We start from the raw sequence: 22,578 nt of genomic DNA on the forward strand, positions 1-22,578 counted from the left end.
TGTTCACGCCGTTGCCGTCGGAGGAGGCGGCGGCGCCGCGACGGTGGTGGTGAAGGGCGCCGATGCGGTCCCGCAAGAGTTCGTCGCCGAGATGGTGTTGTTGGTGCTGGAGGCCGGACTCGCCATCTGGCCGTTGGGGGTGAACGCCCCGGTCTGCGTGCTGAAGCCGAGGAAGGCGGGCAACGGGTCACCTTCGCAGGCATAGGTCGCCTGCGTACTGGGAACAACGCCGAACGTCGGACCGAAGGTCTGCAGGGTGGACGGTGTGCTGTCCAGGATGAAGCTCAGATCCACCATGGTCATGAAGTTCGGTGCCATGCCCATCATGACGAGCGTGAAGGCTGTTCCCGCCTGATCCGATACGATGACTCCCGACTCTGTGGCCACCAGCGATCCCGAGGCCTGGGCGGGAGAGTAGTTCCCGTTCTTGTCGGGCGGTATTGGCCTGAAAGCCAGGGTGAGGGCAACCATGTGTTTTCCATCGCTGGTCAGCGTGGCGTTACCTTCCGGTACACTGAGCCAGGTCTGGGTGATGACGGTCGGCGTGGTCGGCGAGGACGCCGGGGAACTCTGCGGCGGCGGCATCGGAGGCTGAAACGAGACCGTGTTGTCGCTCATCATGCTCAGGTACAGCGCGACCGGTGGTTTCGTGTCGTCCGGCTGTGCCACCGTGAAAATGGTGCTCATGCCGAGGCCATCCGTCGACGCCTGCCACACGCAGTTCGGCAGGTGGGTCATCTCGCCGTACTGAATCGAGCCGTCCGGGTTCACGAGGAGGGTACCGATCTCGTCGACGGACAGCGAGAACCCGACCATCAGCAGATTCGACTCGTCGGGATTGATGAACGGCGTGGCGTAGTCCAAACTGCTGGCCTTGCCGCTGACCGTGAATCCAGCCGGTTTCGCGTACTCTGTGACGAACTGTTCAACCGGGTCCGCCGGCTTCTTGAAAATCTCATACAGCATCAGGCCCAAGCCGGCCAGTGCCACGAGGATCGAGAGCGGGCCGGCAAAGGCGAAGATGGATGCCATGACGCCCTCGGCCGCGATCACTCCGCCCTCGACCAGCCAGCTGCCGAGGGTGGCGAACAGCATCAGTGACCCTCCAACGATGTTCAGGATGTCGGAGGCGAGGGCAACACCGGATTCTCCCTCAATTATGGTATAAATACTGAAGCCGATCCCGGCCAGGATGAAAAGCGGGCCGATGCGGGTCGCGATGAACTCGTCGAGGTTTTTCCCGAGTATCCTGGCCGCCCAGGATGCATCCTCGGCTGCCGCTGTCGTGTCGGTGACGAGGACCGCGGTGAGGCCGCCCTCATCGCCGACCGCGAACTTGCCGACAGTTCCTTGGGTGTCACCCAGCCAGCGAGCCGTGGAATTCCCGATCCTGACCAGGCCCTGATCAAGTTGATCGGCCTCGCCGGAGGCGATGATCTTGCTGACCGCCGCGGCCCGCTGGGCGGCCGTCATCCCGTCCACATTGAAGATCGCGTAGATCCGGACGCCTCGTTTGACGACCGCTGACACGATCTGCAAGCCGAGCTGCACCGTGTCGAGGACCAGGTTGGCGCGTTCGGCGGTGCTCAGTTGGTCCCAGCTCTTGAATTCGGTGAACAGATTGAACACGGCCAGTGTGGTGATCCCACCGATCAGCAGCGAGCCGAATAGGTTACCCACCGCCGAGAACTTCGGGTATTCTTTGGAGAACCAACTGACCCACTTACTCGCCACGTACGGCAAGGCAAGCGAGTCCTGGATCGCTGCGGAGATCGTCCGCAATGCCTCGATCGAGTCGTGCAGTAGCTGGTCCGCGTTCTGGTCCTGCAGGATGGTCGCGATCTGTGCGGCCGCTTCGGCGATCTGCTGGTCTTCGTTGTTGATGTTGTTCTGGACAAAGGTTTGCAGGTATTCCTTGATGATGTCGAAGCTTGTGGCGTCGCCGAGGAAACCGAACATGCTCGGCAGGATGTTGGTACACAGGAAGGTGTTGATCGTGCTCGTGTACCGCTGCGCAAAGAAGCCCGACGGATCCAGAGCGGTCAATACCGCCACGTTTTGCTGGAACAGTCGGGAGAGGGTGGTGCCGTCGCCCGACCCGGTGTTGATCGACATCTGCATGGCGATGTTCGCCAGGATCGACGGCGCCACGTTGTAGGTATAGAAAGCGAAAGCCCAGTAGACGTTGTTGGTAGTCGCGTACTGGCCCGCGTTCTGGACGTCGGCTATGAGATTTGCTTTGAGATCGGGGGGCGATGTGGGGTCGACGACGACATTGTCATTGATGTCGGCGATCGCGAGGGCGACCGTCTGCGTGATCACGTTCTGGTACTGCGCGGCGTTCGTGACTTGATCTGCCAGGTACTGCGCTGTCATCGGGCAGTGTTGCTGCCACTCGTATTCGAACAGTTCCTGTCCGTGCGTGTAGTAGACCTTCGACGTGGCCACCTGTGTCTTCAGCCAGGCCGCCGCTCGCGGACCGTTGAGGTACGCGCAGTTGGGATCCGATCCGGTCGACATTCCCTGGGTCATGACCGCTGTCGCCAGTGATCCGTACCACTCGGACGGATTGGGCACTCCCTGCACCGGGCTGTTGGCCACTGTGGCCAGTTCCCCGGTGAGGGTCGGCTGCGTCGTGCCGGGGAAGAGCAGACCCCACATGGCCGAGGGGATAAAACTGTTCATGATGTCGCTCAGATCCTGCGTCACGGCGGCCTGCACCATGTCACCCCAGGCGCCTTGCTGGTTCTGCCCGAACGGCGTCATCGCGAGGAGGCCGAAGATGTCGAGCGAGGAGTCCCCGAGGGCCTCGGTGAGTTCGAGGGATCTTTGGTGCATTTCGGGATGCAGGTCGCTGTGCCGGGAAATCGCGGACAACGCCGCCGTCGTGCTCAATCGGGTTATCCGCACGGCGGCATCGTCGATTGCCGCGCTCGATCCATCACGGTTGAACCGCATGCTTCCGCTCGCCGGCAGGCCGGTAAGCTGCTGGTAGGCCAGGTCGAGGTCGCTCCAGCGCAGGCGGTCGCCAATCAGACCGGCGCCTGCGACCGGCTTCCCGCCGATGATCAGCTTTCCGTCGAACACCGCGAAGGCCGCGGCTTGCGCGGACGTCCGGTAGTAACCGGTGGCGGCCGGATTCGCGCGCACCCCTCGCATGCCCACGAGGGTGCCGTTCGGTGCGACATTGTCGATTTCCAGGACGCCGTTGATAGTCGCCGCGGCCGAGTCCTCGACGGCTTGCAGCCAATAGGGATAGACGGTGTCCGGCCCGGTCGCGGGATTGGGGCCCGTGTCGTCCTGGGGCGGAATATACGACTTGAAACTGAGCTGCCAGACCAAGGTGCCGTTCTGCTGCCCGAGTTGCAGTGCGGCCTCGAAAGACCCCAACGTCGGGTCCCAGGGAATCGCCTGCGTCACATTGTCCTGGAAGTCAAACGTGAACGTGGGCGGTGCTATCGGGCCTTCAGGTGTCACCGTATAGGTCAACTGCAGCCGCTCGGCGACCCAGGAGGCGGAATTCCAGGCGGCGCAGCTGGGGTCCCAGATCAGGCCGACGACCGAGCCGCCCGACGTCTCATAGGAAGCCCCGCAGTTGAGGGCGACATCGCAGATGAACTGAGCCCGCGCGCCGGCGGTCACAGAACAGAGATCGTGCGCCGGACCGATGTTCCCGTGCCCACCCCTCCCGTCATGGCTGAACCGGAAGTGGCCGCCACCGAAGGCACCCCTCCAGGTCAGCGTCCGATCGTGCGCGTCATAACTCCACGCGTCACGCGGAATCGGCAACTGGTCCAGATAGAGCTGGTCGTTGCCTGAATGACGAGGATCGTGCAGCAGCACGATCCGCCGGGGAATCTCTCGCCGAGAGTTGCCGAACGTCGCCATGCGTTCAATGACCAGGTCGTGGTGCTCGGCCTGTTTGAAGCCATTCCGTCCGTTCTTCGGCCGGGTTGCTCGAGCGGTGGCTCTTTCCTGCCTCTGTGTCGTGGCAGCAGTCACGTCATACTCCTCGTGTCGTTGCGTGGCTGGCCAGCAGGTCTTCGATGTCGCCGTCCAGCCCGGTGCCCGTCCCGATGAGACCCGTCACCAGATCGGCGATGCCGATCAATGTGCCGGAATCGGACAACCCTTGGACCCGCCCCGCCGCGTCATCACCGAGCAGGGCTCGTCCCGACGGCGACTTCCACAGCGCCCGGCCCGGGGTACGCCGACCGGCGACAGTCCCGCTCACGTGTTCTCCCGACTCGCGCTCGGGCCTGCTCGGACACCAGCCCTGGACAGGCAGAAAGTAGCAGTCGGACTACTCAAGGTGGCCGACTTCTACCCGATCGTGGGTCCGTCAGGTCTCCCGAACCGACCATCCCCGGCACCACGCCGCCGGAGCCGTCATCAGCGGAAACACCGAAAAGCGACCCGACGCCCCCGCGGGCGCACCGCAGGTGGGGTGCCGCGCCCAGGCCCGGCGCCGAGATCGGCTACTCCCAAGCCGTCGCCGGCCTTCCCGCCAACGCGGTGCAGGGACTGGATGACGCGATCCGACAGGGCCGGGTTTCAAGCCGCTGAGGTCGCCCAGCGGGGTGCACTGGATATTCAGGCCTGCGGTGGGACATATCGACGATGGTCGCATACTCACCTCCTTCGACCCGAAGCGATGCAGGATCGTCAGTGGGTGACGCCAACCAGCTCATCTGGCGAATCGGCGACTTAATGGTCGCGACCAAGCTCGCGGTCGATCGGTAACCCGCAGGCTGGCGGGCAAACACGCCGGACAGGCGGCCCGCTCGCGACGCCACCTGCCCGCAGCTGTTGAGCGATGTTCGGACAGCGACGACATCAGCGGCCCACGGTTGGCCGATGTCGCGCCGAGAAAGTGCCTGCCGACACCGCCGAGATCCACCAGGCGCCGCCGACGCGCGCTTGCGTGAGCTCGGCGGGAAATAGCCTCAGCACAGTGGAATCAGCTTCCGTCCCCGGTGTCGCCGCACAATTCCATGCGGCGACACCGAGCTTCCCGAGTACAGCCCATCAAACCCGCTGGCTCCAGCATCGCCGGAGAACGGGTTCCGACCGGCGGAAGCCGTCTCACCGACCGCGAAGACCTGCAACAGTACGAGGCAATCGACGATCGCTGCCGTGTCTTCCGGCACCACCATCTCCGCCGCCTCGATCACCTCCGGCAGCAGCAGGCCACGCGGGCCGGCGAGGTCCGAAATTGCCTCGTAAGCTTGGCCTAGCGCTGAGTCGGCCAACAGGCCGGACTTCTCGACGAACTCCACCGCACCCGCCGATGTGGCAAGCCTGCTTTCGATCGCTTTGATCGCCCGGGTCTCGCTATTGCCCTTCCGGACGTCTCCGACCGCGGGCAGCTGCTCGCCCCGAGCACCGCCGACCTCCAGAAGGCCGCCGGCAAGCTCTACGACGTCCAGTTCTCCGAGACCGCCTTCCACCCCGTGGTCGACGGCACCCTGATCCCCGACCTGCCGATGAAGCGGATCGCCTCGCCGGACGGCCCTGCCAAGCCCGTCATCATCGGCACCACGCTGGACGAGGCACGTTACTGGCTGTACCACATGCCCGCGCTGAACTGGCTCCCCCGGTTCTTCTACCTGCCCTGGCTGCACGACGTGGCCGGCAACCGCGCCGACCGGATCGTCGAGGCCTACGACCGGGAGCGCCCCGAGCTGACCGGGCCGCAGGCCGGGCTGGCCCTCGTCGGCGACGTGGCCTTCCGGATGCCCGCCATCTGGATGGCCGAAGCACTCTCCGGCCGCGGCGTCCCCGTCCACATGTACCTGGCCACGATGACCTCCCCCGACCTGAACGGCACCCTGGGCGCGCCCCACACGATCGAGCTGCCCTTCGTGTTCGGCACCCTGACCGCCCCGGGGGCGCCCGCCTTCATCGGGACCGACCCCGCCAACGCCCGGCTGTCGGACACCATCCAGCAGCTGTGGACCTCCTTCGCCCGCACCGGTGTCCCCGCAGCCGCAGGCGTGACCTGGCCGGCCTACGACACCGGGCAGCGGCGCACCCTCACCCTCGACCGCACCACCGTCCAGGTCGTCAGCGACCCCTACCCGCAGACCGCAAAGCCTGGGGAAGCCTGCGGTTCGACGGCGCCGACCCCGGCCTGGACCGGCTCACCCCGCTGCAGCCACTCGCCCGGTTGGCCGCCTGCATCGTCACGGGCGTTTGCCGCGCATGACCGACGCGCCGAAGGGGCGGGCATCACAGTCCCAGGTAGACTCCGGTTCGGGTGGGGAGGCTCCACGGGAGGGGTCCCTGAACCGACCGAATGCGAGACCTGTCACCGTGAGTCACGATGCGTACCTCGTTGCCGCTTGAGCGGATCTTGCGGCCATGACCGCTTCCTTCGTCGAAAAAAGCGAATCGCGATGGAACCGGCTGGACTCGCGGCAGCGAGAACTGATCCTCGACGCCACCGCCGTCCTGCTCTGGGGCGGCCTGTCCATCGCGGTGTCCGCGGACGCCGAGGGCCTGTGGTGGGCGTCCGGCGCCGCGGTCCTGCTTGCGGCCAGGCGGTTCGCACCGTCGACCGTGCTGCTCGGAGTGATGTCGGTCGAGCTTTTCACGGCGGGCATTGTTCCCTTCGCGCTGTGGTGTGCGGCATACACGGTCGGCGCGCGCGGCCGGGCGCTCCGCGGCGCGCTGGGGGTCGCGGCGGCGTCCCTCGCGTACGTGGTCTTGTCCTGGGATCCGGGCGACGTAGTCGACGGCGTCTCGGATGCCGGGTTCCAGGTCCTGTTCCCCGCTTTGCTGGGGGTGTTCGTCCGCCGCCTCCGGCTGGTGGCCGCCATGCACCGCGACCGGGCGGATGCGTTGGCGCGCGAGCAGGAACTGGTCGCGGAGCGTGCCATCACGCAGGAGCGCGACCGGATGGCCCGCGAAATGCACGACGTCCTGGGGCACAAGCTGAGCCTCATCACGTTGCACGCCGGCCGGCTCGAACTCGGCGGCAAGGCGGATCCCCGGACCGCCGAACTGCTGGGCGCGACCAGCCGCGAGGCCGTGCAGGACCTCCGCCGGATCATCCGGGTGCTGGACGGCGATCCCGCCGGTGACGGTCCCCGTCCGAAGACGCTCCCCGAACTCGTCGAATGCTCACGGCTGACCGGCATGCGCATCGAGTCCCGGTTGGACGATGTGGCCTCCTTGCCGGCGGCCCTGTCCGATGCCGTGTCCCGCATCACGCAGGAGGCTCTGACCAATGTGCACAAGCACGCCGGGCCGGTCGACGTCGTCGTGGAGTGCCGGGTGACGCCGAGCGAGGTGCGGCTGCTGATCAGCAACCGCCTGCCCGCCCGGCCACCGAGGACCCACGGCACGGGAACCGGCCGTGGCCTGCGATCGCTCGCAGCCCTCGTCCGGATGCTGGGCGGCCGCCTGTCCCACGGGCCGACCAGCGACGGCGGCTTCGCCGTGCACGCCGTCTTGACGAAGGAGGACGCATGATCTCGGTCCTCATCGCGGACGACGAACCGCTGGTCAGGTCCGGTATCCGCGGCTTGCTGGAGACCGCGGAGGACTTTGTGGTCGTCGCGGAAGCAGGGAGCGGAACCGAAGCCGTGCTGCTGGCGGAGCGCCATCGGCCGGACGTCGTGCTGATGGACATCCACATGAGCGGCGGGGACGGGCTGACGGCGGCGGAGCTGGTGTGCCGGCACGTGCCGTCGACGGCGGTCGCCATGCTGACGACGTTCGGGCAGGACAAGTACGTTCACCGCGCTTTGCGTTCGGGAGCCGTGGGCTTCCTGCTCAAGGACATGCCACCACGGGCGCTTCTCGACGCGGTGAGGGCACTGGCGGCAGGGGACGCGTTCCTGGCGCCCCAGGTGACCCGCTCGGTACTGGCCACGTTCAACGATGGGGATCCGGGACGCGTCGAGCGGGCCCGTGCCCGGCTGGCCGTCCTGACCGATCGGGAACGCCGCGTCCTGACCATGCTGGCGAACGGCTTGTCCAACGCGGAAATCGCCCGTTCCTCCGACATGAGCGAGGGCTCGGTCAAGGCCCACGTCAGCCGGATGCTCGTCAAGCTGGACTGTGGCAACCGGGTGCAACTGGCCTTGATCGCTTACGACGCTCAAGAGTGCGGCAGCAGGTTGAGCAGCACCCCGGACAGCAGGACGACGTAAGCCAGCAGCGTGACGATGCCGGTCGAGGCCAGGGTGGCCTTGATGGGCTGGCGGACGCACTGGTAGGCGATCAGGCCGGGCACGATGAAGCCGAGTGTTCCGCGGGAGAACAGGAACGGGTGGTCCCGCAGCAGGAACAGGAAGATGGTCAGCTGCAGGAACACGCCGAGCAGCAGAACGGCGGCGAAGAGCCGCTTGCCGTAGAGGATGACGAATTTCTGCAGCAGCCGGGCGCCGAAGTAGGTGGCGATGGTGACCCCGGCGATGATCCACAGCCGGCGCGGATCGGTGATGAGGGCCAGGGCGAGCCAGCCCGGGGTGATCATCCCGCCTGGTGAGAGGTTGGACAGCAGGTAGCAGCCGAGCGAGAACACCAGCCCGATGGCGATGCCGAGCACGGCCACCTCGGCCGTCACGGTGGCGGTCAGCACGGCTGCCCCACCTTCTCCAAGTGGTGCAACAGGATTTCTCCTTGGCCGTGGATGTTGCCGATGGCCACGAGCGACGCCCCGTGGTCGATCTGGTCGACGATGGTCTGCAGGATCTGCTCGACCGGACGGTTCGCGCCGCCGAGGTCGAAGACCGGCCCGTCCCATCCGGACGGCACCTTGACCAGCGCCGACTTGGCGGGGTGCCCGATCACGAAGAGCTTGTCGGTGCACAGTTCCGGCACGATCTCGCCCATCTGGCCGTTGCGTTCGACGCGGTCAGGCCGGCAGTTGACGAGGGTGAACACGGGCGACTGGATCCGCCCGTGCTCGATGAGCTCCTGCACGTTCATCACGGTGGAGCGCGGATCGTTGGCGGCGAACACGTTGGCGAAGCGGAGCACCTTGCCGCCGAAGCGGTAGGACTCGACGGTGAGGACGCCGGGATCGGGTGGCGCCTGCCACATGCCCTTCAGCGCCATTTCCCTGGACACCCCGAGCAGTCGCGCGACTTCGAGCGAGATGGCGACGTTCTCCTTGAAACTGTGGTAGCCGAAGCCGGTCATTTCGGCGTCGGTGACGTCCTCGGCACTGACGGCGATCAACTGGCAGGACCGCTTGTCCGCTTCCTCCTGGAGGACGGGCAGCAGCTCGCGCTCGGCCGTGACGCAGATGCCGCCGACCGGCATGGATCGCGAGAGCGAGCGGGCGACGTCCTCCAGGGTGGGGCCCATTTCCTGGAGGTGGTCTTCGCGCACGTTGCTGAGGACGCCGATGGTGGATTGGATGAGCTTGGTCTGGTTGATCTCCTGCAGCGGCGGCATGACGGCCATGCATTCCATGACCAGGACGTCCGGCTTGGCGGCGGCGGCCTGGCGGACGATGCCGATCTGCTCGACGACGTTGGCGATGCCGAACTTCCGGTGCACCGGCTCCTCGGTCGCGTCCGGGTGGATGAACCGGGCCGCAGTGCCGGTGGTCTTGGCGACCACCGTCAGTTCTCCGGCGCGCAACGCTCCGGCACACAGCCGGGTGACCGAACTCTTGCCGCGGATGCCGTTGACCAGGATCCGGCTGGGGATGCGGTCGAGATTGCGCTGGTGCCGGCGCTGCTCGACGATCCCGGCGACGAGCAGCACCACGAGTGCGACACTGAAAACTGCGTAAAGGAACGTCATCGGTTCCTCCCGGCCAGATCGCGCCGGATCCGTTCCAGGTCGCGGGCGACGAGGCCGAGGTGGTCGTAGCGGCGGACGATCACCGGGTCGTCGGTGTCGCCGCGGGTGAGCCGTCCGGCCGCCCGCGCCAGCGCGGACAACGGGCCGACGATCACCACGTAGAGCCAGCCGAAGACCACGACGGTGAGCACCGCAATCAGGGCCCCGAGCAGGATCAGCTCGCGTTTCTCGTCGGAGTGGGCCAGGGTCATCGAAACTTCCGGCCGGTCGGTGACGACCGTGAGACCGGTTTGCCGGGTCGGCTGGGCGCTGGTGACCGGCGCCCAGCTGACCGCGTGGCGCTGGCCGTCGACGTCGCGCAGCGCGTGGCCGGGTCCGCCGGCCGCGTCCTTGGCGGCTTGCTCCAGGTCCGGGCGGGTCAGGGGTTCGAACGCGGTGAAGCCGATGGTCGCGCCGATGACCTTGCGGTCGGCGTTGAGCAGCCGGGTGTTGCCCGGTCCCGCCAAGGACAATGGCCTGATCAGCGCGTTCGGCTTGAACTCGGCGATCAGCCGGCCGGCCTTCTCGCCGGTGACCGGAGCGGAGACGAACACCCGCGGTGAGACGCCCTGCGGCGGCCCGACCGCGAGCGCCGGTTTGTCGGCAACCTTGATCGCCGCGACATCGACGTCTTCTCCGACCTTGGCGCGTACGTCGCCGTCGGGTCCGACGTACGCGATCCCTCGGTACCGATCACGCGTGGACATCAGCTGCGTCAGCAGCTTGGACGGGGTTTCGGCATCCTTGAGGATCCGGATCCCCGCGGCGACGGCGTTCAAATCGGACACACCGCTGTCCAGCGAGTGTTGCAGCTGGCGGGCGGCCAGTGCCGTTCGTGTCTGCTGTTCGGCCGCGACGCTTTCGGGAATCGGGTCGACCAGCCAGGAGGACGGCGCGGTCGCGACGGTGGCCGCGGCGCCGAGGAAGGCGGCGGCGCCGAGCGCCCAGGTCAGCAGGGCCAGCGGGAACCAGCGCTTGGGAGGGCTGTCCGCGCCCGGCTCGGCATTCTTTCTGGTCCTGATGCGATGGAGGCCGGTGCTTGTAGTCATTGTCCCTCAGTCGGTTTCCGGTGGGAGCTGGGTCGCCGAACGCTCGTGAACGCGGAAGCAATGCGTCCTGCCTCCCCGTGCTTCGGTGCCCGTGGCACGTCTTGCCGAGCTGCCTCGGCGACTCGCCTGAGGAGCCGGACTGGGCGCACCAGCGCGAAGTAGAGGACCGCGAAAACGACCACGGTCAGTGCGGCGAGCACGGCGCTGACCGTGATCGCGCGCCGTTGAGAAGCGTCGGTGGGCGCGGCTGTTTCGGTGGTCGGCTGGTTCGACACCACAGTCCAGCCGAGCATGTTCGACGGCGCCTTGCCGCTCAGGGATGCCCAGGCGATCACTTCGGATCGCTCGCCGGCGCGCTGGGCCCGGCTGCCCGACGTACTTTCGCCCATTTCCTTGTCCGGGTCGATGACTCCTTGCGGTGGGGTGCGACCAGCCGGGCCGACGATCACCGAGCCGGACTTGTCGAGCAGCCAAGCGCCGTCCGGCCCGGCCACGGCGAGCTGCTCGCTGAGCCGGTTCGGGTCGAGGTGCCCGACGAGCAGGTACTTCGCGTCGGCCGCCTTGCCGACGGGCGTGTACTGCACGATCTGCTGTGCGGTGCCGACCTGGGCCAGCCGCAGGCCGGCCGCGGTCGGTGCCGGCTCGCCGAGTACCGCGGGCTGGGCGGATTCGCCGACCTGGGCCACCACGACGTGACTGGCCCGGTCGACGACGTAGAGCGACTTCCACATCCGGCTCTTGAACGGGACCATCAGGGCCCGGTTCCGCTGGCTCAACGATTCGTCGACGACCGTGGCGATCTCCGCCAGGCTGCTCAGCCCGCCGTTGAGCGACCGGGTGATGGCCTGCTCGGCCGCCACCGTGCTTTCCCTTCTGCTGTCCAGCACGGACTGGGGTACCGGGGAGAAGTCCCGCGATCGGGACATGTAGATCCCGGCGGCGGTCGCGAGGATCAGGAACACCATCAGCCCGGCGATCCAGGGCGCCCGGATGCCAGGTACGCGTCGCGCGCTCATCGGCCGACCGCCTCCTGTGCGAGGGCGGACACGACGCGGTCGCTCAGTTCGGCCGTGAATCTCGCGTCCGCGGACACTTCGATGTGGGCGAAGTCGCCGCCGTGGGCGACGACCCACTGCGCCTGGACGTTGGTGGTCGCTTCCAGGCCTTCGCATCCGGTGACCCAGGACAGGCACACCGAGACCCCGGCGTCCTTGAGCCGCTGTGCCACCCGCTCCGCGTATGGGCTGTGGAGTTTCGGGCCCGCGGAGACGACGGCGTCGCTGTCCGGCGCCGTTTCGTTCCGGAAGCCGTGCAGCTGCATGACCGGTACCCTGCGCTGGGCCAAAAGTTCGTGCACCGTCTCGAATACGCTTTCGTTCGTGTGAGCCATGTCGGCCTGCTTGTCCGGCGCCGCCCGGCGGTGCGCGCCGGCGATCACGAGTACCGAGCCGGGCACCTTCCGGAACAGGTCGGCGCCGAGCCGCTCGCTGCCCTGGTCCGCTTTCGGGTGGGGGACTTCGATTCCCAAGTGGACGGTCCCGGCCGGGTCGATGAGGATCCGGCCCCAGCCGCGCGATCGGTCCGTGCTCTCGGCCACTTCGTAGAAGGTCCGCTTGGTCGCGGTGTCGACCCGCTTGGAGATCGTGTAGCCAACGGCAGCCAAGGCCGTCTTCGCCTCCAGCGGTTTTCCGTCCAGCACGCGTTCGACGCCCTCACCGATCGCTTTGCGCTCTGCGGGAGACGGCTGCGTGTAGCCGGATTCGGCCGACATCCGCTGCGCGAATTCCTGAATGTCGGCCGTCAGGTCGATATCGCTGCCGGCGAGGTCATCACGCTTGTCGGCGGCGCCGGGCACCAGGAGCAGGACGAGCGCCACGATGCCGGTCACCGCCACGACGCCGGTCGACACCCACAATGCCGTGCGGGAGTGCTTCATGAATTCGACATTCCATGATCACGTGGCCCGGCGCCGCTGAATGTAACTATCGTTCAGCCGGTACCCGACGACTGGCGGTCCGGGTTCAGCCACCGCGCCGAGGGGAACGCCGACCGGCTGGCTGGTTCCGGCCGACCGGCGGGGTCGTTCCGGAAACCTGCGGGGTCGTTCCGGAAACCTGCGGGATGGGCAACGGCTGCCGAAGCAGCGATATTTCCGGTATGGCACAGAGATCGTCACCACAGGACACCGCACTTCCGACGGAGGCAGTGCCCGCGGAGCCCTCGATGGGCCGGCTGGTCGGCGTCGACCTGGCCCGTGCGCTGGCCGTGTTCGGGATGTTCGTCATCCACATCGGACCGTCGGCGACGGCCGTGGACGGCATCGGCGGCTGGGTGCGCAGCCTGGCGGAAGGCCGCTCGTCGGCCCTGTTCGCCACCCTCGCCGGGTTCTCCCTGATCCTGATCGCCGGGCGCCGGGAGGCGAAGACCGGACTGGCCGGACGGCAGGCGAAGGCGCGGATCGCCATCCGCGCGGTGGTCCTGCTGGCGCTGGGCACCGTCATGGCGATGGTCTATGGCGGCGTGGTGATCCTCGCCTTCTACGGCGTCTACTTTCTGCTGGCCCTGCCGCTGGTGCGGCTGCAAGCCAGGACGCTCGCGATCGTCGCCGCCGCGCTGGCCCTGGTCATGCCGCAGCTGGCGTTCGGCATCCGCGCCCTGCTGACCGAGCCGGTCACCGCGGCCCTCAAGGCCTACGACCCGCTCGACCGGATCGGTGCCGTGAGCGTGCTCGATCTGTTCGTCACCGGCTTCTACCCGGTAATCACCTGGATGCCGTTCGTGATCGCCGGCATGGCGCTGGCCCGCCTCGACCTGACCGCCCGCACGATCCAGCGGCGGCTGGCCATGGTCGGTCCCGCCCTCATCGCACTCGGCTACGGCACGCCCTGGCTGGCGTCCCTGCTGTTCCCCGGCCTTTGGGCCGCCATGGAGGCGCCGGCCGGCAGGGACATGGGCCCGAAATTTGACCCGGCCGGTTCACCGTGGACGCTGCTGACCGCCGGGCCGCACACCGGAACGACGTTCGACATCGTCGGCAGCCTCGGTGTCGCCATCACCGTGATCCTAGCCGCGACGGTGGCGATGGACCGCCTGCCCCGGCTGCGCCGCCTGGCCGGGCCGATCATCGCGGTCGGCACCATGTCCCTGACCGCCTACGTCGGCCACTTCGTCGCATCGTCCTTCTTCGTGCCGGGCCAGGGTGCCGACGCGCCCGCGGAGGCCGCCAACCAGACTTCCTGGACGCCGGTGCTGCTGTTCATTCTCGGCGCGATCCTGTTCGCCACCATCTGGTCCCGGTTCTTCCGCCGCGGGCCTCTGGAACACCTGCTCAACGCCGCCACCAAACCGGTCAGGCACCTCCGGTGAGACTTCAGTGCTCCGCGGCGGGTCCGGCCTGCCGCGGAGCACCGAGGAGCCGGCCGAGATAGAGGTCCCGGGCCACCAGGCTGACCGCCAGGTGGTCTGCCAGCGGGTCGAAGAAGGCGCTGCGGTACTTGGCGTCGGTCACCGTCGACGCGGCGAAGTACAGACCGGAGAACGCCGCGATGAACAGGGAGACGTGCAGCAGCTCCTGCGGCACGGCCAGCTGAATACCGAACAACGTGCCGTTGGTGGGGTCTCGGCTGATCCAGGCTTTGATCACGGAGTGCTGGACCGCGATGATACCGAAGATCACGAAGAAGACGAACACGAGGGTGGCGAGCACGAGGGTCTGCAGCACCTGGGTCAGGACCAGGACGAGGATCATGTTCGCCCGCTCCAGCTTCTTGAGCGGAACCCGCTCGGCGCGGACGTCGTCCAGATAGGACGCCAGCGGCGTCTCCCGCAGCTTGTCCAGGCCGACCGGGGCGGTCCGCGACTGGGTCAGCGTCGTGACCTCGTCCTTGAACATCGCGAGCAGGAAGACCACGCCGACCGCGGCGAAGAGCCCGACGACCAGCCACAGCCGCGGCCGGGGCAGCGAGGCGCCGACCTGCCAGATCTCCGTGGTGAAGAACCCGAAGACGGTGAACAGCAGCAGGAGTGGCAGCGCCCGGCTGGTCAGCTCGCCCAGCATCCGGGTCTGTCGGAACGCCGCCCGCAGCGCCCAGCCGACGATCGAGCCGGCCCCGGCGAACGCGGCCGCGAACAGTCCCGCCAGGATCGCCAGGTGCGTCACGACGCCGAGCGGCACGGAGCCGCCCGCGACGGCCCGGTCGAGAGCAGGCACGCCGAGCACGAACACGGCCGCCAGGACCGCGGCGGGCACGGTTCCGCCGCGGTCGACCAGCTTGCGCCGCACCCACCGCGCGGTGAGCCAGGAGCCAAGGACGGGGAAGCCAACCAGACCGAGCACGAGGCCGCTGTAGCCCAGCGAGAAGAGGTCGTTCTCGATGAGCCGATCGAAGTCCGCGTCCGTTTCACCGTCCACCACGTTCAGCAGGGCGGTCATGACTTCCCAGACCGCGATGAACACGACCGCCGGGGCGGTGCGGACGAGCAGCCGGGTGGGGCGGCCGCGGACCACCGCGGGCAGGCCGCGCCGCCGGAACCACTGTTCGACGGCTTCGATCTCGCGTTCGCCTGTCATGGTTGCCTTTCCCGTCGCCGTCGGTCGCTGCCGCGATCACGCGGATGTTACTAATCCGACCAAAAGTAGGCCGACCCCCACTCGGCACGTAACCGTTGCTACGAAGCCATTCGGCCGTGGCTGTGGTCGGATCAGTAACGATCGGCACACTAGCGGCGCTGCTCCGCGCGGGGCAGGCGGAGCTCGAGCCGGAAGCCGCCGTCGACGGTCGGTGCGGCCTTGACGGTGCCGCCGAGCAACGTGGCGCGTTCGTGGAGCCCGAGGAGTCCGAGGTGGGCGCTGGGCAGGGCCAGGGTCGGGCGCGTGGGCCGGGTGTTGGTGACGGTGACCGCGAGGTCGTTGCCGTCGTCCGCGAACTCGACCGTGGCGGTGCTGCCGGGGGCGTGTTTGCGGACGTTGGTGAGGGCTTCCTGGATGGTCCGGTAGATGGTGCGCTGGACGGCGGTGTCGATGCCCTCCGGCGCGGCGCCGGTCACGCGGGTTTCGATGCCGCTGCCCGTGATCAGCCGGTCCAGATCGGACAGTGTCGGCTGCGGCGTCAGCCCGGCGGTCCGGCTGCCGGAGGCGCGGAGCAGGTTCACCATGTGCCGGAGTTCGTCGAGGGTGTCCACGGACAGTTTCCGGACGTTGTCGGCTGCGGCCTTCACGTCCGGGTCGGTGGTGGAGACACCGATGGCGCCGGCTTGGACGGCGATCAGGCTGACCTGGTGGGAGACGACGTCGTGCATCTCGCGCGCGAGCTGGTTGCGTTCCTTGGCCAACGTGGCCTGGGCGTCGAGCAGGCGTTCGTGTTCGCGGGCGGCCCGGATGTCCTCCAACCGCAGGGCCAGTTCCCGCTGGGCGTGGACGAGCCTGCCGAAGAAGATCGGTGCGGCCGCGGTCATGGTCGCGTAAATGAGCATGAGCACCGTGTCGGTGCGCGAGTAGTGGAACTGCAGGCCCGGGAAGACGTAGCCCACCGCGGCGACGAGCCCGCAGCCGGTGAGCAGCACCCGGTCCGAATACCGCACGGCGACCGCGTAGAGCGCGACGAGCGTCGCGATCACCGAGCCGACGAGGGCCAGCGCGGGAAGAGTGAGCATGAAGACGGGTACCGGCCACCGCCGCCGGAACAGCAGCGCGCCGATGGCCACGATCGCGACGCCGACGTCCCAAGGCTCGGTGGGCTGGTTGAACACCGCGTCGAGCCCGGCGACGGTGAGCAGGCCCGCCTCGGCCACCAGCGCTTGCGTCCGGTTCACGGGCCGGTGCCGTCGAGCAGGCCCGCACGTTGCGCGACGAGCGCGGCCTGCACCCGGCTGCCGACTTCGAGCTTGGTGAGGATCGCCGACACGTGGTCCTTGACGGTGCCGACGCTGACGTGGATCCGCTGCGCGATGTCCGTGTTGGACAGTCCGTCCGCGATCAGGACGAGGACCGCGCGCTCGCGTTCGGAGAGCTGGTCGACCTGCGTGGCCGCGGCGGAACCGGCACCGGAATCGAGGTAACCATCCACCACGGTCCGGGTGACCTTCGGTGACAGCACCACTCCCCCGGCGGCCAGCGTGCGAACCAGCTGGGCCAGCTGCTCGGGCGCGGTGTCCTTGAGGATGAACCCGGCCGCGCCCGAGCGCAGCGCGGTGGCGATGTACTCGTCGGAGTCGAACGTGGTCAGCATCGCCACAGCCGGCGGGTTCTGCAGCCCGCGCAACTGCCGCAGCACGGTCAGGCCGTCGACGTCCGGCATCCGGATGTCGAGCAGCACGACATCCGGACGCTGCAGAGCGATCTCCTTGACCGCCTGCCCGCCGCTCACGGTCGCCACGACCTCGATGTCCCCCGCTGCCTGCAGGATGAGCCGGAACCCCGACCGCACCAGCTCCTCGTCGTCGACGACGACCACTCGCACCATGCGCCCAGTCTCCCCGGGAGCGGCCCGGTCCCGCCAGCCGGGACCCGGCGACCGGTTGCCCGCCGACCGGCTGAAGATCGGCAGCCTGTCGACGGGTGGTTCGGGCCGGGTCACCGGTGTCCGCACCCCGGGTCTCGAGGCGACGATGGAGTCCGACGAAGGGAGTTCCCATGGAGAACCAGGACCGCGAGCTGATCCTCGGGCTGGCGAATCGCCTGCGGCAGGCGCAGCCGGTGCAGAAGGACCCGGAGGCCGCCCAGCTGATCACCCAGTACATCCAGTCGCAGCCGGACGCGCTCTACCTGCTCGTCCAAGCCGTCCTCGTCCAGGAGGACGCGTTGCGGACCGCACAGGCCCGGATCGCCGAGTTGCAAGCCGCCCCGCCGGCCACGGCACCGGCCTTCGGCGCCGCGCCGGCCCCGGCATTCGGGCCCGCGCCGAACCAGGCCTACGGAGCAGCGCCCGGCCCGGCCTACGCGCCGCAACCCGCGCAGGCCGGGGGCGGGTTCATGTCCCGCATGTTCGGCCAGAACCGGGACCAGGCCGCACCGGCGGGCGGGGCACCGGGCCGCTCCGGCGGCGGGTTCCTGAAGACCGCGGCGGTCACGGCGGCGGGTGTCGCCGGTGGAGCGTTGCTGTTCCAGGGCCTGAGCGGGGCGTTCGGTGGTCACGAGGCCTCGGCGGGCGAGCACCACGGCGACCCGGTCGGCTTCGACGAGCCGGGCGGCTGGGACGGCGGCGAGCAGTGGTGACCCCCGGCCCGCCGCCGTCCCGCTCACGACCGGGTGACCATCTTGGCGGCGAGGCGGAGGCCTTGCCGCAGGTTCACCTCGGGAAGGTAGGCGCGGCCGACAGCGTTCGCGATCCGGGGCAGTGCGGCGGCGTCCGGGTGCGCGGGCTGACAATCTGCCGCAGTGTAAGTGACCGGCGCCACACGGTGTCAAGGGTCCGATCGTCGGAAGGTCGGAAACCACCAGGCAGAACACGGAATTGACCGCGCCCGGATCGAGAGTTATGTTAGCGCTCACTTCGCGCCCGGCGGCCGGTTGCGGCTTCGGAAACTCCCCGCGCGTCGCCCTCTTCCTGCGCCGTCGGCGCCCATCTCCTGGAGAGCCGGTATGCCCGTTCGACTCTCGGCGACAACGCCGTCGCCGAAGTTCGCCCGGCGGCACCGCCCGCTGACCGCCATCGCCGCCACCCTCGCCGTCGCCGCGGCGACCCTGACCGCCTGGGCCACCTCCGGCCACGCGGCGACCCTGGACGAAGGGCTGGTCGTCCGCTACGACCTCACCGGCGGCTCCGGCACGACCGTCCCCGACGCGTCGGGGCACGGCCGCGACGCCACCGTCAGCGGCGACACCACCTGGCAGGGCGACGACGGCCTGCGGCTCGGCGGCACGAACGGGCACGTCCGCCTGCCCGGCGACCTCATGCGGAACCTCACGGACATCACGGTTTCGGTCCAGGTGAACGTCGCGGCCGACCAGGGCACGCCGTACTTCCTGTGGGGTCTCGGCAACACCGACGGCGGCGGCACCGGCAACGGCTACCTGTTCACCACCGGCGACCAGTTCCGCGCCTCGATCGCCTCCGGCAACTGGGCCACCGAACAGACGGTGAGCGCGGGCCGCAACCTCGCCCGCGGAAGCTGGCGCACGGTCACCTACGCCCTCGGCGGCGGGACCGCGGTCCTGTACGAGGACGGGATCGAAGTCGCCCGCAAGACCGGCATCACGATCACGCCCGGCTCGATCGGTGGCGGCACCACCACCGCCGACTACCTGGGCCGCTCGGTCTACGCCGGCGACAAGTACCTCAAGGGCAACGTCCGCGACTTCCGCGTCTACGACCGCGCCGTGACCGCCGACGAAGCCCGTGCCCTCGGCGAGCGCACCGCCTCGGGACGCGCCGCGGCCGACGCGGCCGCCCTCGACCTCGGTGACACCTCCGCCGTCACCGACAACCTCACCCTGCCCAAGACGGGCGCCGGTGGTTCGGCGATCGCCTGGTCGTCGAGCAACCCGGCCGTGGTGTCGGCGACGGGCGTGGTGACGCGTCCCGCGCCGGGCGCGGGCAACGCGACGGTGACCCTGACGGCAGCCGTCTCCTACGCCGGCCAGACCGCGAGCCGCTCCTTCACCGTCACCGTGCTGCAGGACATCACCGACCGCCAGAAGGTCGACAACGCGCTCAAGGACATCGTGATCCCGGACCAGGACGCGATCCGCGGCAACATCACCCTGCCGGTCAAAGGTGCCCGCGACGTCACGCTGACGTGGCGCAGCCAGGACCCCCGCGTCGTCACCGCCACCGGCGAGGTGACGCGGCCCGCGGCCGGAGCGAGGCCTGCCAAGGCGCATCTCACGGTTCGCGCGACGAAGGGCTACGCGACCGCGGAACGCGCCTTCACCCTCACCGTCCTGCCGCTGCCGAAGAAGGAAGCGCTCGAGGGGTACATGTTCGCCTACTTCACCGGTGAGGCGACCCAGGACACCGAGCAGATCCACTTCGCGGCCAGCCGCGGGAACGATCCGCTGCACTGGGACGAGCTCAACGGCGGCCGTCCCGTCCTGCGGTCGAACTACGGCGAGACCGGCGTCCGCGACCCGTTCATCGTCCGCAGCCCGGAGGGCGACCGGTTCTACATCGTCGCCACCGACCTGCAGATCAACGACGGCCGCGGCTGGGACCAGGCGCAGCGCCATGGCAGCCAGTATCTGGAGATCTGGGAGTCGACCGACCTGGTGACCTGGTCGAACCAGCGCCACGTCCGGGTCTCCGACGACACGGCAGGCATGACGTGGGCCCCGGAGGCGACTTACGACCCGGCGATCGGCGCGTACGTCGTCTACTGGGCGACGAGCCCCTACGCTCCCTCGGACGTCGACCACACCGGTTCGACGTACCCGCGGATGATGTACGCGACCACCCGCGACTTCCGGACGTTCAGCAAGCCCCAGGTGTGGAACGACCCCGGTGCCGGTGTCATCGACTCCACCGTCATCAAGGACGGCGACTACTACTACCGCCTGACCACCGACGGCAAGGTGATCGGGTCCTGCGAGCGGGACATCGTGCTCGAGCGGTCGAAGAACCTGCGCGCGGTGGACCTGCCGACCACCAAGCCTCGCAACTGGGAACTCGTGGACGACTGCATCCGCACCAAGCTCGGCACCGACTGGGTGGAAGGCCCGACGGCGTTCAAGTCCAACGACGGCACCAAGTTCTACGCCTTCATGGACGAAACACCGCGCCGCGGTTACGTGCCGTTCGTCACCGATTCGCTGGCGAAGCCCAACTGGACGATCCCGGCGGAGTACCAGCTCCCGAAGAGCCCGCGCCACGGCACGGTGCTGCCGCTGACGAAGGCCGAGCTCGCCCGGCTGCGCCAGGGCCCGCCGCCGGTGACCGCCGACGCCAAGGGCGTCGTCGCCGACTACGACCTCACGGCAGGCACCGGCGGCACGGTCACCGACGTCTCCGGGAACCGGCGGGACGCCACGATGCACGGCGGTGTCACGCGCTCGGCGGACGGGCTCGCCTTCGCGGGCAAGGACGGGTATGTCGCCCTGCCGAACAACCTCATGAGCGGCCTGAGCGGGATCACGGTGTCCGCGCAGGTGTGGGTCGACCCCGGCCAGCAGACGCCGTACTTCCTCTGGAACCTCGGCAACAGCACCGACAACTCCGGCGATGGCTACCTGTTCGCGACCGGGGACACCTACCGGGCCGCGATCGCGTCCGGCAACTGGTCGACCGAGCAGAGCGCCGACAGCAAGCGGGCACTGACCCGCGGCGCCTGGCACACCCTGACGTACACGTTGGCGAACGGGATGGCGCGTCTCTACGACAACGGCGTCGAAGTGTCCCATGTGGACGGTGTCACCACGAAACCCGGTGATCTCGGCGCCGGTATCACGACGTCGAACTACCTGGGGCGCTCGGCCTACGGCGCCGACAAGTACTTCCAGGGCAAGATGCGCCGGTTCACCGTGTGGAACCGCGGACTGACCGCCAAGGAGGTGCTCGGCGCGCCGGGCAACGAAACGGCCGTCGGCTCGGTGGACCTGGACTCCCTGAAGGTGCCCGCGATCATCGACAGCGCGAAGGGAACCATCGTCCTGCCGGTGAAGCCGGGCACGGACGTGCGGCGCCTCGCGCCGGTGCTGCAGGTGGCCGACGGCACGCAGGTGTTCCCGCACAACGGATCGCGGCAGGACTTCACCGGCCCGGTCGGCTATTCGGTCGTCGGTGCCGGCTGGACCAGGCGGACGTGGACGGTCACCGCGGTCGTCATGAACAGCCCGGTCCTGCCCCGCTTCAACGCGGACCCGAACATCGTCCACTTCGGCGACACGTACTACATCTACGCCACGACAGACGGCTACCCCGGCTGGTCGGGCACGACGTTCGACGCCTGGTCGAGCAAGGACCTCGTTACCTGGACGCGGCACCCGAAGATCCTCGACCTCGGCCCGGACGTGTCCTGGGCGGACAGCCGGGCGTGGGCGCCGACCATCACCGAGAAGAACGGGAAGTACTACTTCTACTTCTGCGCGGACGCCAAGATCGGCGTCGCGGTGTCCGACTCCCCCACCGGCCCGTTCACCGACGCGCTGGGCAAGCCGCTGATCGCGGCGAACCCGGCCGGCGGCCAGGCCATCGACCCGGCGGTGTTCACCGACGACGACGGGCAGACGTACCTGTACTGGGGCAACGGAAACGCCTACGTCGTGCCGCTGAACGCCGACCTGACGTCGTACGACCCGGCGAAGATCAAGCAGCTCACCGGGCTGACGGGGTTCCGCGAGGGGCTCTTCATGACCAAGCGCGCCGGCACGTACCACCTCACGTGGTCCATCGACGACACGGGCAGCGAGAACTACCGCGTCGGCTACGCGACGGCTACGAGCCCCCTGCTCGACGGGCTGGTCAACCGGGGCGTCATCCTGGAGAAGGACCCGTCGCTCGGCATCCTCGGCACCGGCCACCACAGCATCGTCCAGGTGCCCGGCACGGACGACTGGTACATCGCCTACCACCGCTTCGCGATCCCCGGCGGCGACGGCACCCATCGGGAAGTGACCATCGACCGGCTGCGGTTCGCCGCGGACGGCACCATCGCCAAGGTGGTGCCGACGCTGGGGAGCGTCCGGCCGCTCAGGTGATCGCCCACCCGGCCGGGGGGAAATCGAGTCGATCAAGCGAACCGGATTCGCGTTTCGGCCGTATCTCCCAGTAGGACGGTGGACGACGCGGAGGGA

At 68.5% G+C, this 22,578-nt stretch carries 15 protein-coding genes and 1 pseudogene; 6 read left to right on the plus strand and 10 right to left on the minus strand.

Translation table 11 applies throughout. The features are described from left to right. Positions 1-3: 3 nt before the first annotated feature. The gene (locus AB0M82_RS16120; protein WP_364722105.1) at positions 4-4,002 is read right to left on the minus strand and encodes a hypothetical protein; all 3,999 of its coding nucleotides are present in this window, start codon (positions 4,000-4,002) and stop codon (positions 4-6) included. Between the two features lies 1 nt (position 4,003). Continuing rightward, positions 4,004-4,234 (minus strand): hypothetical protein, encoded by a 231-nt coding sequence (locus AB0M82_RS16125; RefSeq protein ID WP_364722107.1) that lies wholly within the window; start codon positions 4,232-4,234, stop codon positions 4,004-4,006. 1,135 nt (positions 4,235-5,369) lie between these two features. On the opposite strand from AB0M82_RS16125, the pseudogene AB0M82_RS16130 reads away from it, so the two are divergent. The 3 genes and pseudogenes from AB0M82_RS16130 to AB0M82_RS16140 form a co-directional block, all read left to right on the plus strand. Then, positions 5,370-6,005, plus strand: a pseudogene (locus tag AB0M82_RS16130) (carboxylesterase family protein); the annotation flags it as partial. Positions 6,006-6,363: 358 nt separating this feature from the next. Continuing rightward, a complete protein-coding gene (locus AB0M82_RS16135) occupies positions 6,364-7,476 on the plus strand; it encodes a histidine kinase (RefSeq protein ID WP_364722109.1) in 1,113 nt (370 codons plus the stop codon). Continuing rightward, positions 7,473-8,159 carry a response regulator transcription factor gene (locus AB0M82_RS16140; RefSeq protein WP_364722111.1) on the plus strand — a complete coding sequence of 229 codons (687 nt, stop codon included), beginning with the start codon at positions 7,473-7,475 and terminating at the stop codon, positions 8,157-8,159. Before AB0M82_RS16135 ends, AB0M82_RS16140 begins: the two co-directional genes overlap by 4 nt. Here the strand turns inward: AB0M82_RS16140 and AB0M82_RS16145 are convergent. Genes AB0M82_RS16145 through AB0M82_RS16165 form a run of 5 tightly spaced genes read right to left on the minus strand, consistent with a single transcriptional unit; the run spans position 8,108 to position 12,789 of the window. Further along, the gene (locus AB0M82_RS16145; protein WP_364722113.1) at positions 8,108-8,590 is read right to left on the minus strand and encodes a poly-gamma-glutamate biosynthesis protein PgsC/CapC; all 483 of its coding nucleotides are present in this window, start codon (positions 8,588-8,590) and stop codon (positions 8,108-8,110) included. The genes AB0M82_RS16140 and AB0M82_RS16145 overlap by 52 nt on opposite strands. Beyond that, positions 8,584-9,765 carry a poly-gamma-glutamate synthase PgsB gene (gene pgsB, locus AB0M82_RS16150; RefSeq protein ID WP_364722115.1) on the minus strand — a complete coding sequence of 394 codons (1,182 nt, stop codon included), beginning with the start codon at positions 9,763-9,765 and terminating at the stop codon, positions 8,584-8,586. Before pgsB ends, AB0M82_RS16145 begins: the two co-directional genes overlap by 7 nt. Further along, entirely contained in the window at positions 9,762-10,853 is a 1,092-nt protein-coding gene (locus tag AB0M82_RS16155) for a hypothetical protein (RefSeq protein ID WP_364722117.1), read from the minus strand. The genes pgsB and AB0M82_RS16155 overlap by 4 nt, the downstream gene beginning before the upstream one ends. After that, on the minus strand, positions 10,850-11,869 hold the full coding sequence (locus AB0M82_RS16160; protein ID WP_364722118.1) for a hypothetical protein: 1,020 nt from the start codon (positions 11,867-11,869) through the stop codon (positions 10,850-10,852). Before AB0M82_RS16160 ends, AB0M82_RS16155 begins: the two co-directional genes overlap by 4 nt. Next, on the minus strand, positions 11,866-12,789 hold the full coding sequence (locus AB0M82_RS16165) for a hypothetical protein (RefSeq protein ID WP_364722120.1): 924 nt from the start codon (positions 12,787-12,789) through the stop codon (positions 11,866-11,868). Before AB0M82_RS16165 ends, AB0M82_RS16160 begins: the two co-directional genes overlap by 4 nt. A gap of 287 nt (positions 12,790-13,076) precedes the next feature. Here AB0M82_RS16165 and AB0M82_RS16170 point away from each other — a divergent pair, with 287 nt between their 5' ends. Further along, positions 13,077-14,219 (plus strand): DUF418 domain-containing protein, encoded by a 1,143-nt coding sequence (locus tag AB0M82_RS16170; protein ID WP_364722122.1) that lies wholly within the window; start codon positions 13,077-13,079, stop codon positions 14,217-14,219. A gap of 4 nt (positions 14,220-14,223) precedes the next feature. Here the strand turns inward: AB0M82_RS16170 and AB0M82_RS16175 are convergent, their stop codons facing one another. From AB0M82_RS16175 to AB0M82_RS16185, 3 genes are all read right to left on the minus strand, one after another. Continuing rightward, complete coding sequence (locus tag AB0M82_RS16175; protein ID WP_364722124.1) at positions 14,224-15,423, minus strand: hypothetical protein; 1,200 nt, start codon at positions 15,421-15,423, stop codon at positions 14,224-14,226. A 149-nt stretch (positions 15,424-15,572) separates the two neighbouring features. Continuing rightward, positions 15,573-16,664 carry a histidine kinase gene (locus tag AB0M82_RS16180; RefSeq protein ID WP_364722126.1) on the minus strand — a complete coding sequence of 364 codons (1,092 nt, stop codon included), beginning with the start codon at positions 16,662-16,664 and terminating at the stop codon, positions 15,573-15,575. After that, complete coding sequence (locus AB0M82_RS16185) at positions 16,661-17,314, minus strand: response regulator transcription factor (protein ID WP_364722128.1); 654 nt, start codon at positions 17,312-17,314, stop codon at positions 16,661-16,663. The genes AB0M82_RS16180 and AB0M82_RS16185 overlap by 4 nt, the downstream gene beginning before the upstream one ends. A gap of 170 nt (positions 17,315-17,484) precedes the next feature. On the opposite strand from AB0M82_RS16185, the gene AB0M82_RS16190 reads away from it, so the two are divergent. Both AB0M82_RS16190 and AB0M82_RS16195 read left to right on the plus strand, forming a co-directional pair. Next, entirely contained in the window at positions 17,485-18,066 is a 582-nt protein-coding gene (locus AB0M82_RS16190; protein WP_364722130.1) for a DUF2076 family protein, read from the plus strand. Between the two features lie 366 nt (positions 18,067-18,432). Next, entirely contained in the window at positions 18,433-22,482 is a 4,050-nt protein-coding gene (locus AB0M82_RS16195) for a family 43 glycosylhydrolase (protein WP_364722132.1), read from the plus strand. Positions 22,483-22,578 lie beyond the last annotated feature (96 nt).

Source organism: Amycolatopsis sp. NPDC051128 (genome assembly GCF_040682715.1).
Classification (GTDB): domain Bacteria; phylum Actinomycetota; class Actinomycetes; order Mycobacteriales; family Pseudonocardiaceae; genus Amycolatopsis.

Coding starts and splice junctions, on each gene's coding strand:
- AB0M82_RS16135 (WP_364722109.1), top strand. CDS start 6,364: ATGACCGCTTCCTTCGTCGAAAAAAGCGAATCGCGATGGAACCGGCTG.
- AB0M82_RS16140 (WP_364722111.1), top strand. CDS start 7,473: ATGATCTCGGTCCTCATCGCGGACGACGAACCGCTGGTCAGGTCCGGT.
- pgsB (WP_364722115.1), bottom strand. CDS start 9,765: ATGACGTTCCTTTACGCAGTTTTCAGTGTCGCACTCGTGGTGCTGCTC.
- AB0M82_RS16155 (WP_364722117.1), bottom strand. CDS start 10,853: ATGACTACAAGCACCGGCCTCCATCGCATCAGGACCAGAAAGAATGCC.
- AB0M82_RS16160 (WP_364722118.1), bottom strand. CDS start 11,869: ATGAGCGCGCGACGCGTACCTGGCATCCGGGCGCCCTGGATCGCCGGG.
- AB0M82_RS16165 (WP_364722120.1), bottom strand. CDS start 12,789: ATGAAGCACTCCCGCACGGCATTGTGGGTGTCGACCGGCGTCGTGGCG.
- AB0M82_RS16170 (WP_364722122.1), top strand. CDS start 13,077: ATGGGCCGGCTGGTCGGCGTCGACCTGGCCCGTGCGCTGGCCGTGTTC.
- AB0M82_RS16175 (WP_364722124.1), bottom strand. CDS start 15,423: ATGACAGGCGAACGCGAGATCGAAGCCGTCGAACAGTGGTTCCGGCGG.
- AB0M82_RS16185 (WP_364722128.1), bottom strand. CDS start 17,314: ATGGTGCGAGTGGTCGTCGTCGACGACGAGGAGCTGGTGCGGTCGGGG.
- AB0M82_RS16190 (WP_364722130.1), top strand. CDS start 17,485: ATGGAGAACCAGGACCGCGAGCTGATCCTCGGGCTGGCGAATCGCCTG.
- AB0M82_RS16195 (WP_364722132.1), top strand. CDS start 18,433: ATGCCCGTTCGACTCTCGGCGACAACGCCGTCGCCGAAGTTCGCCCGG.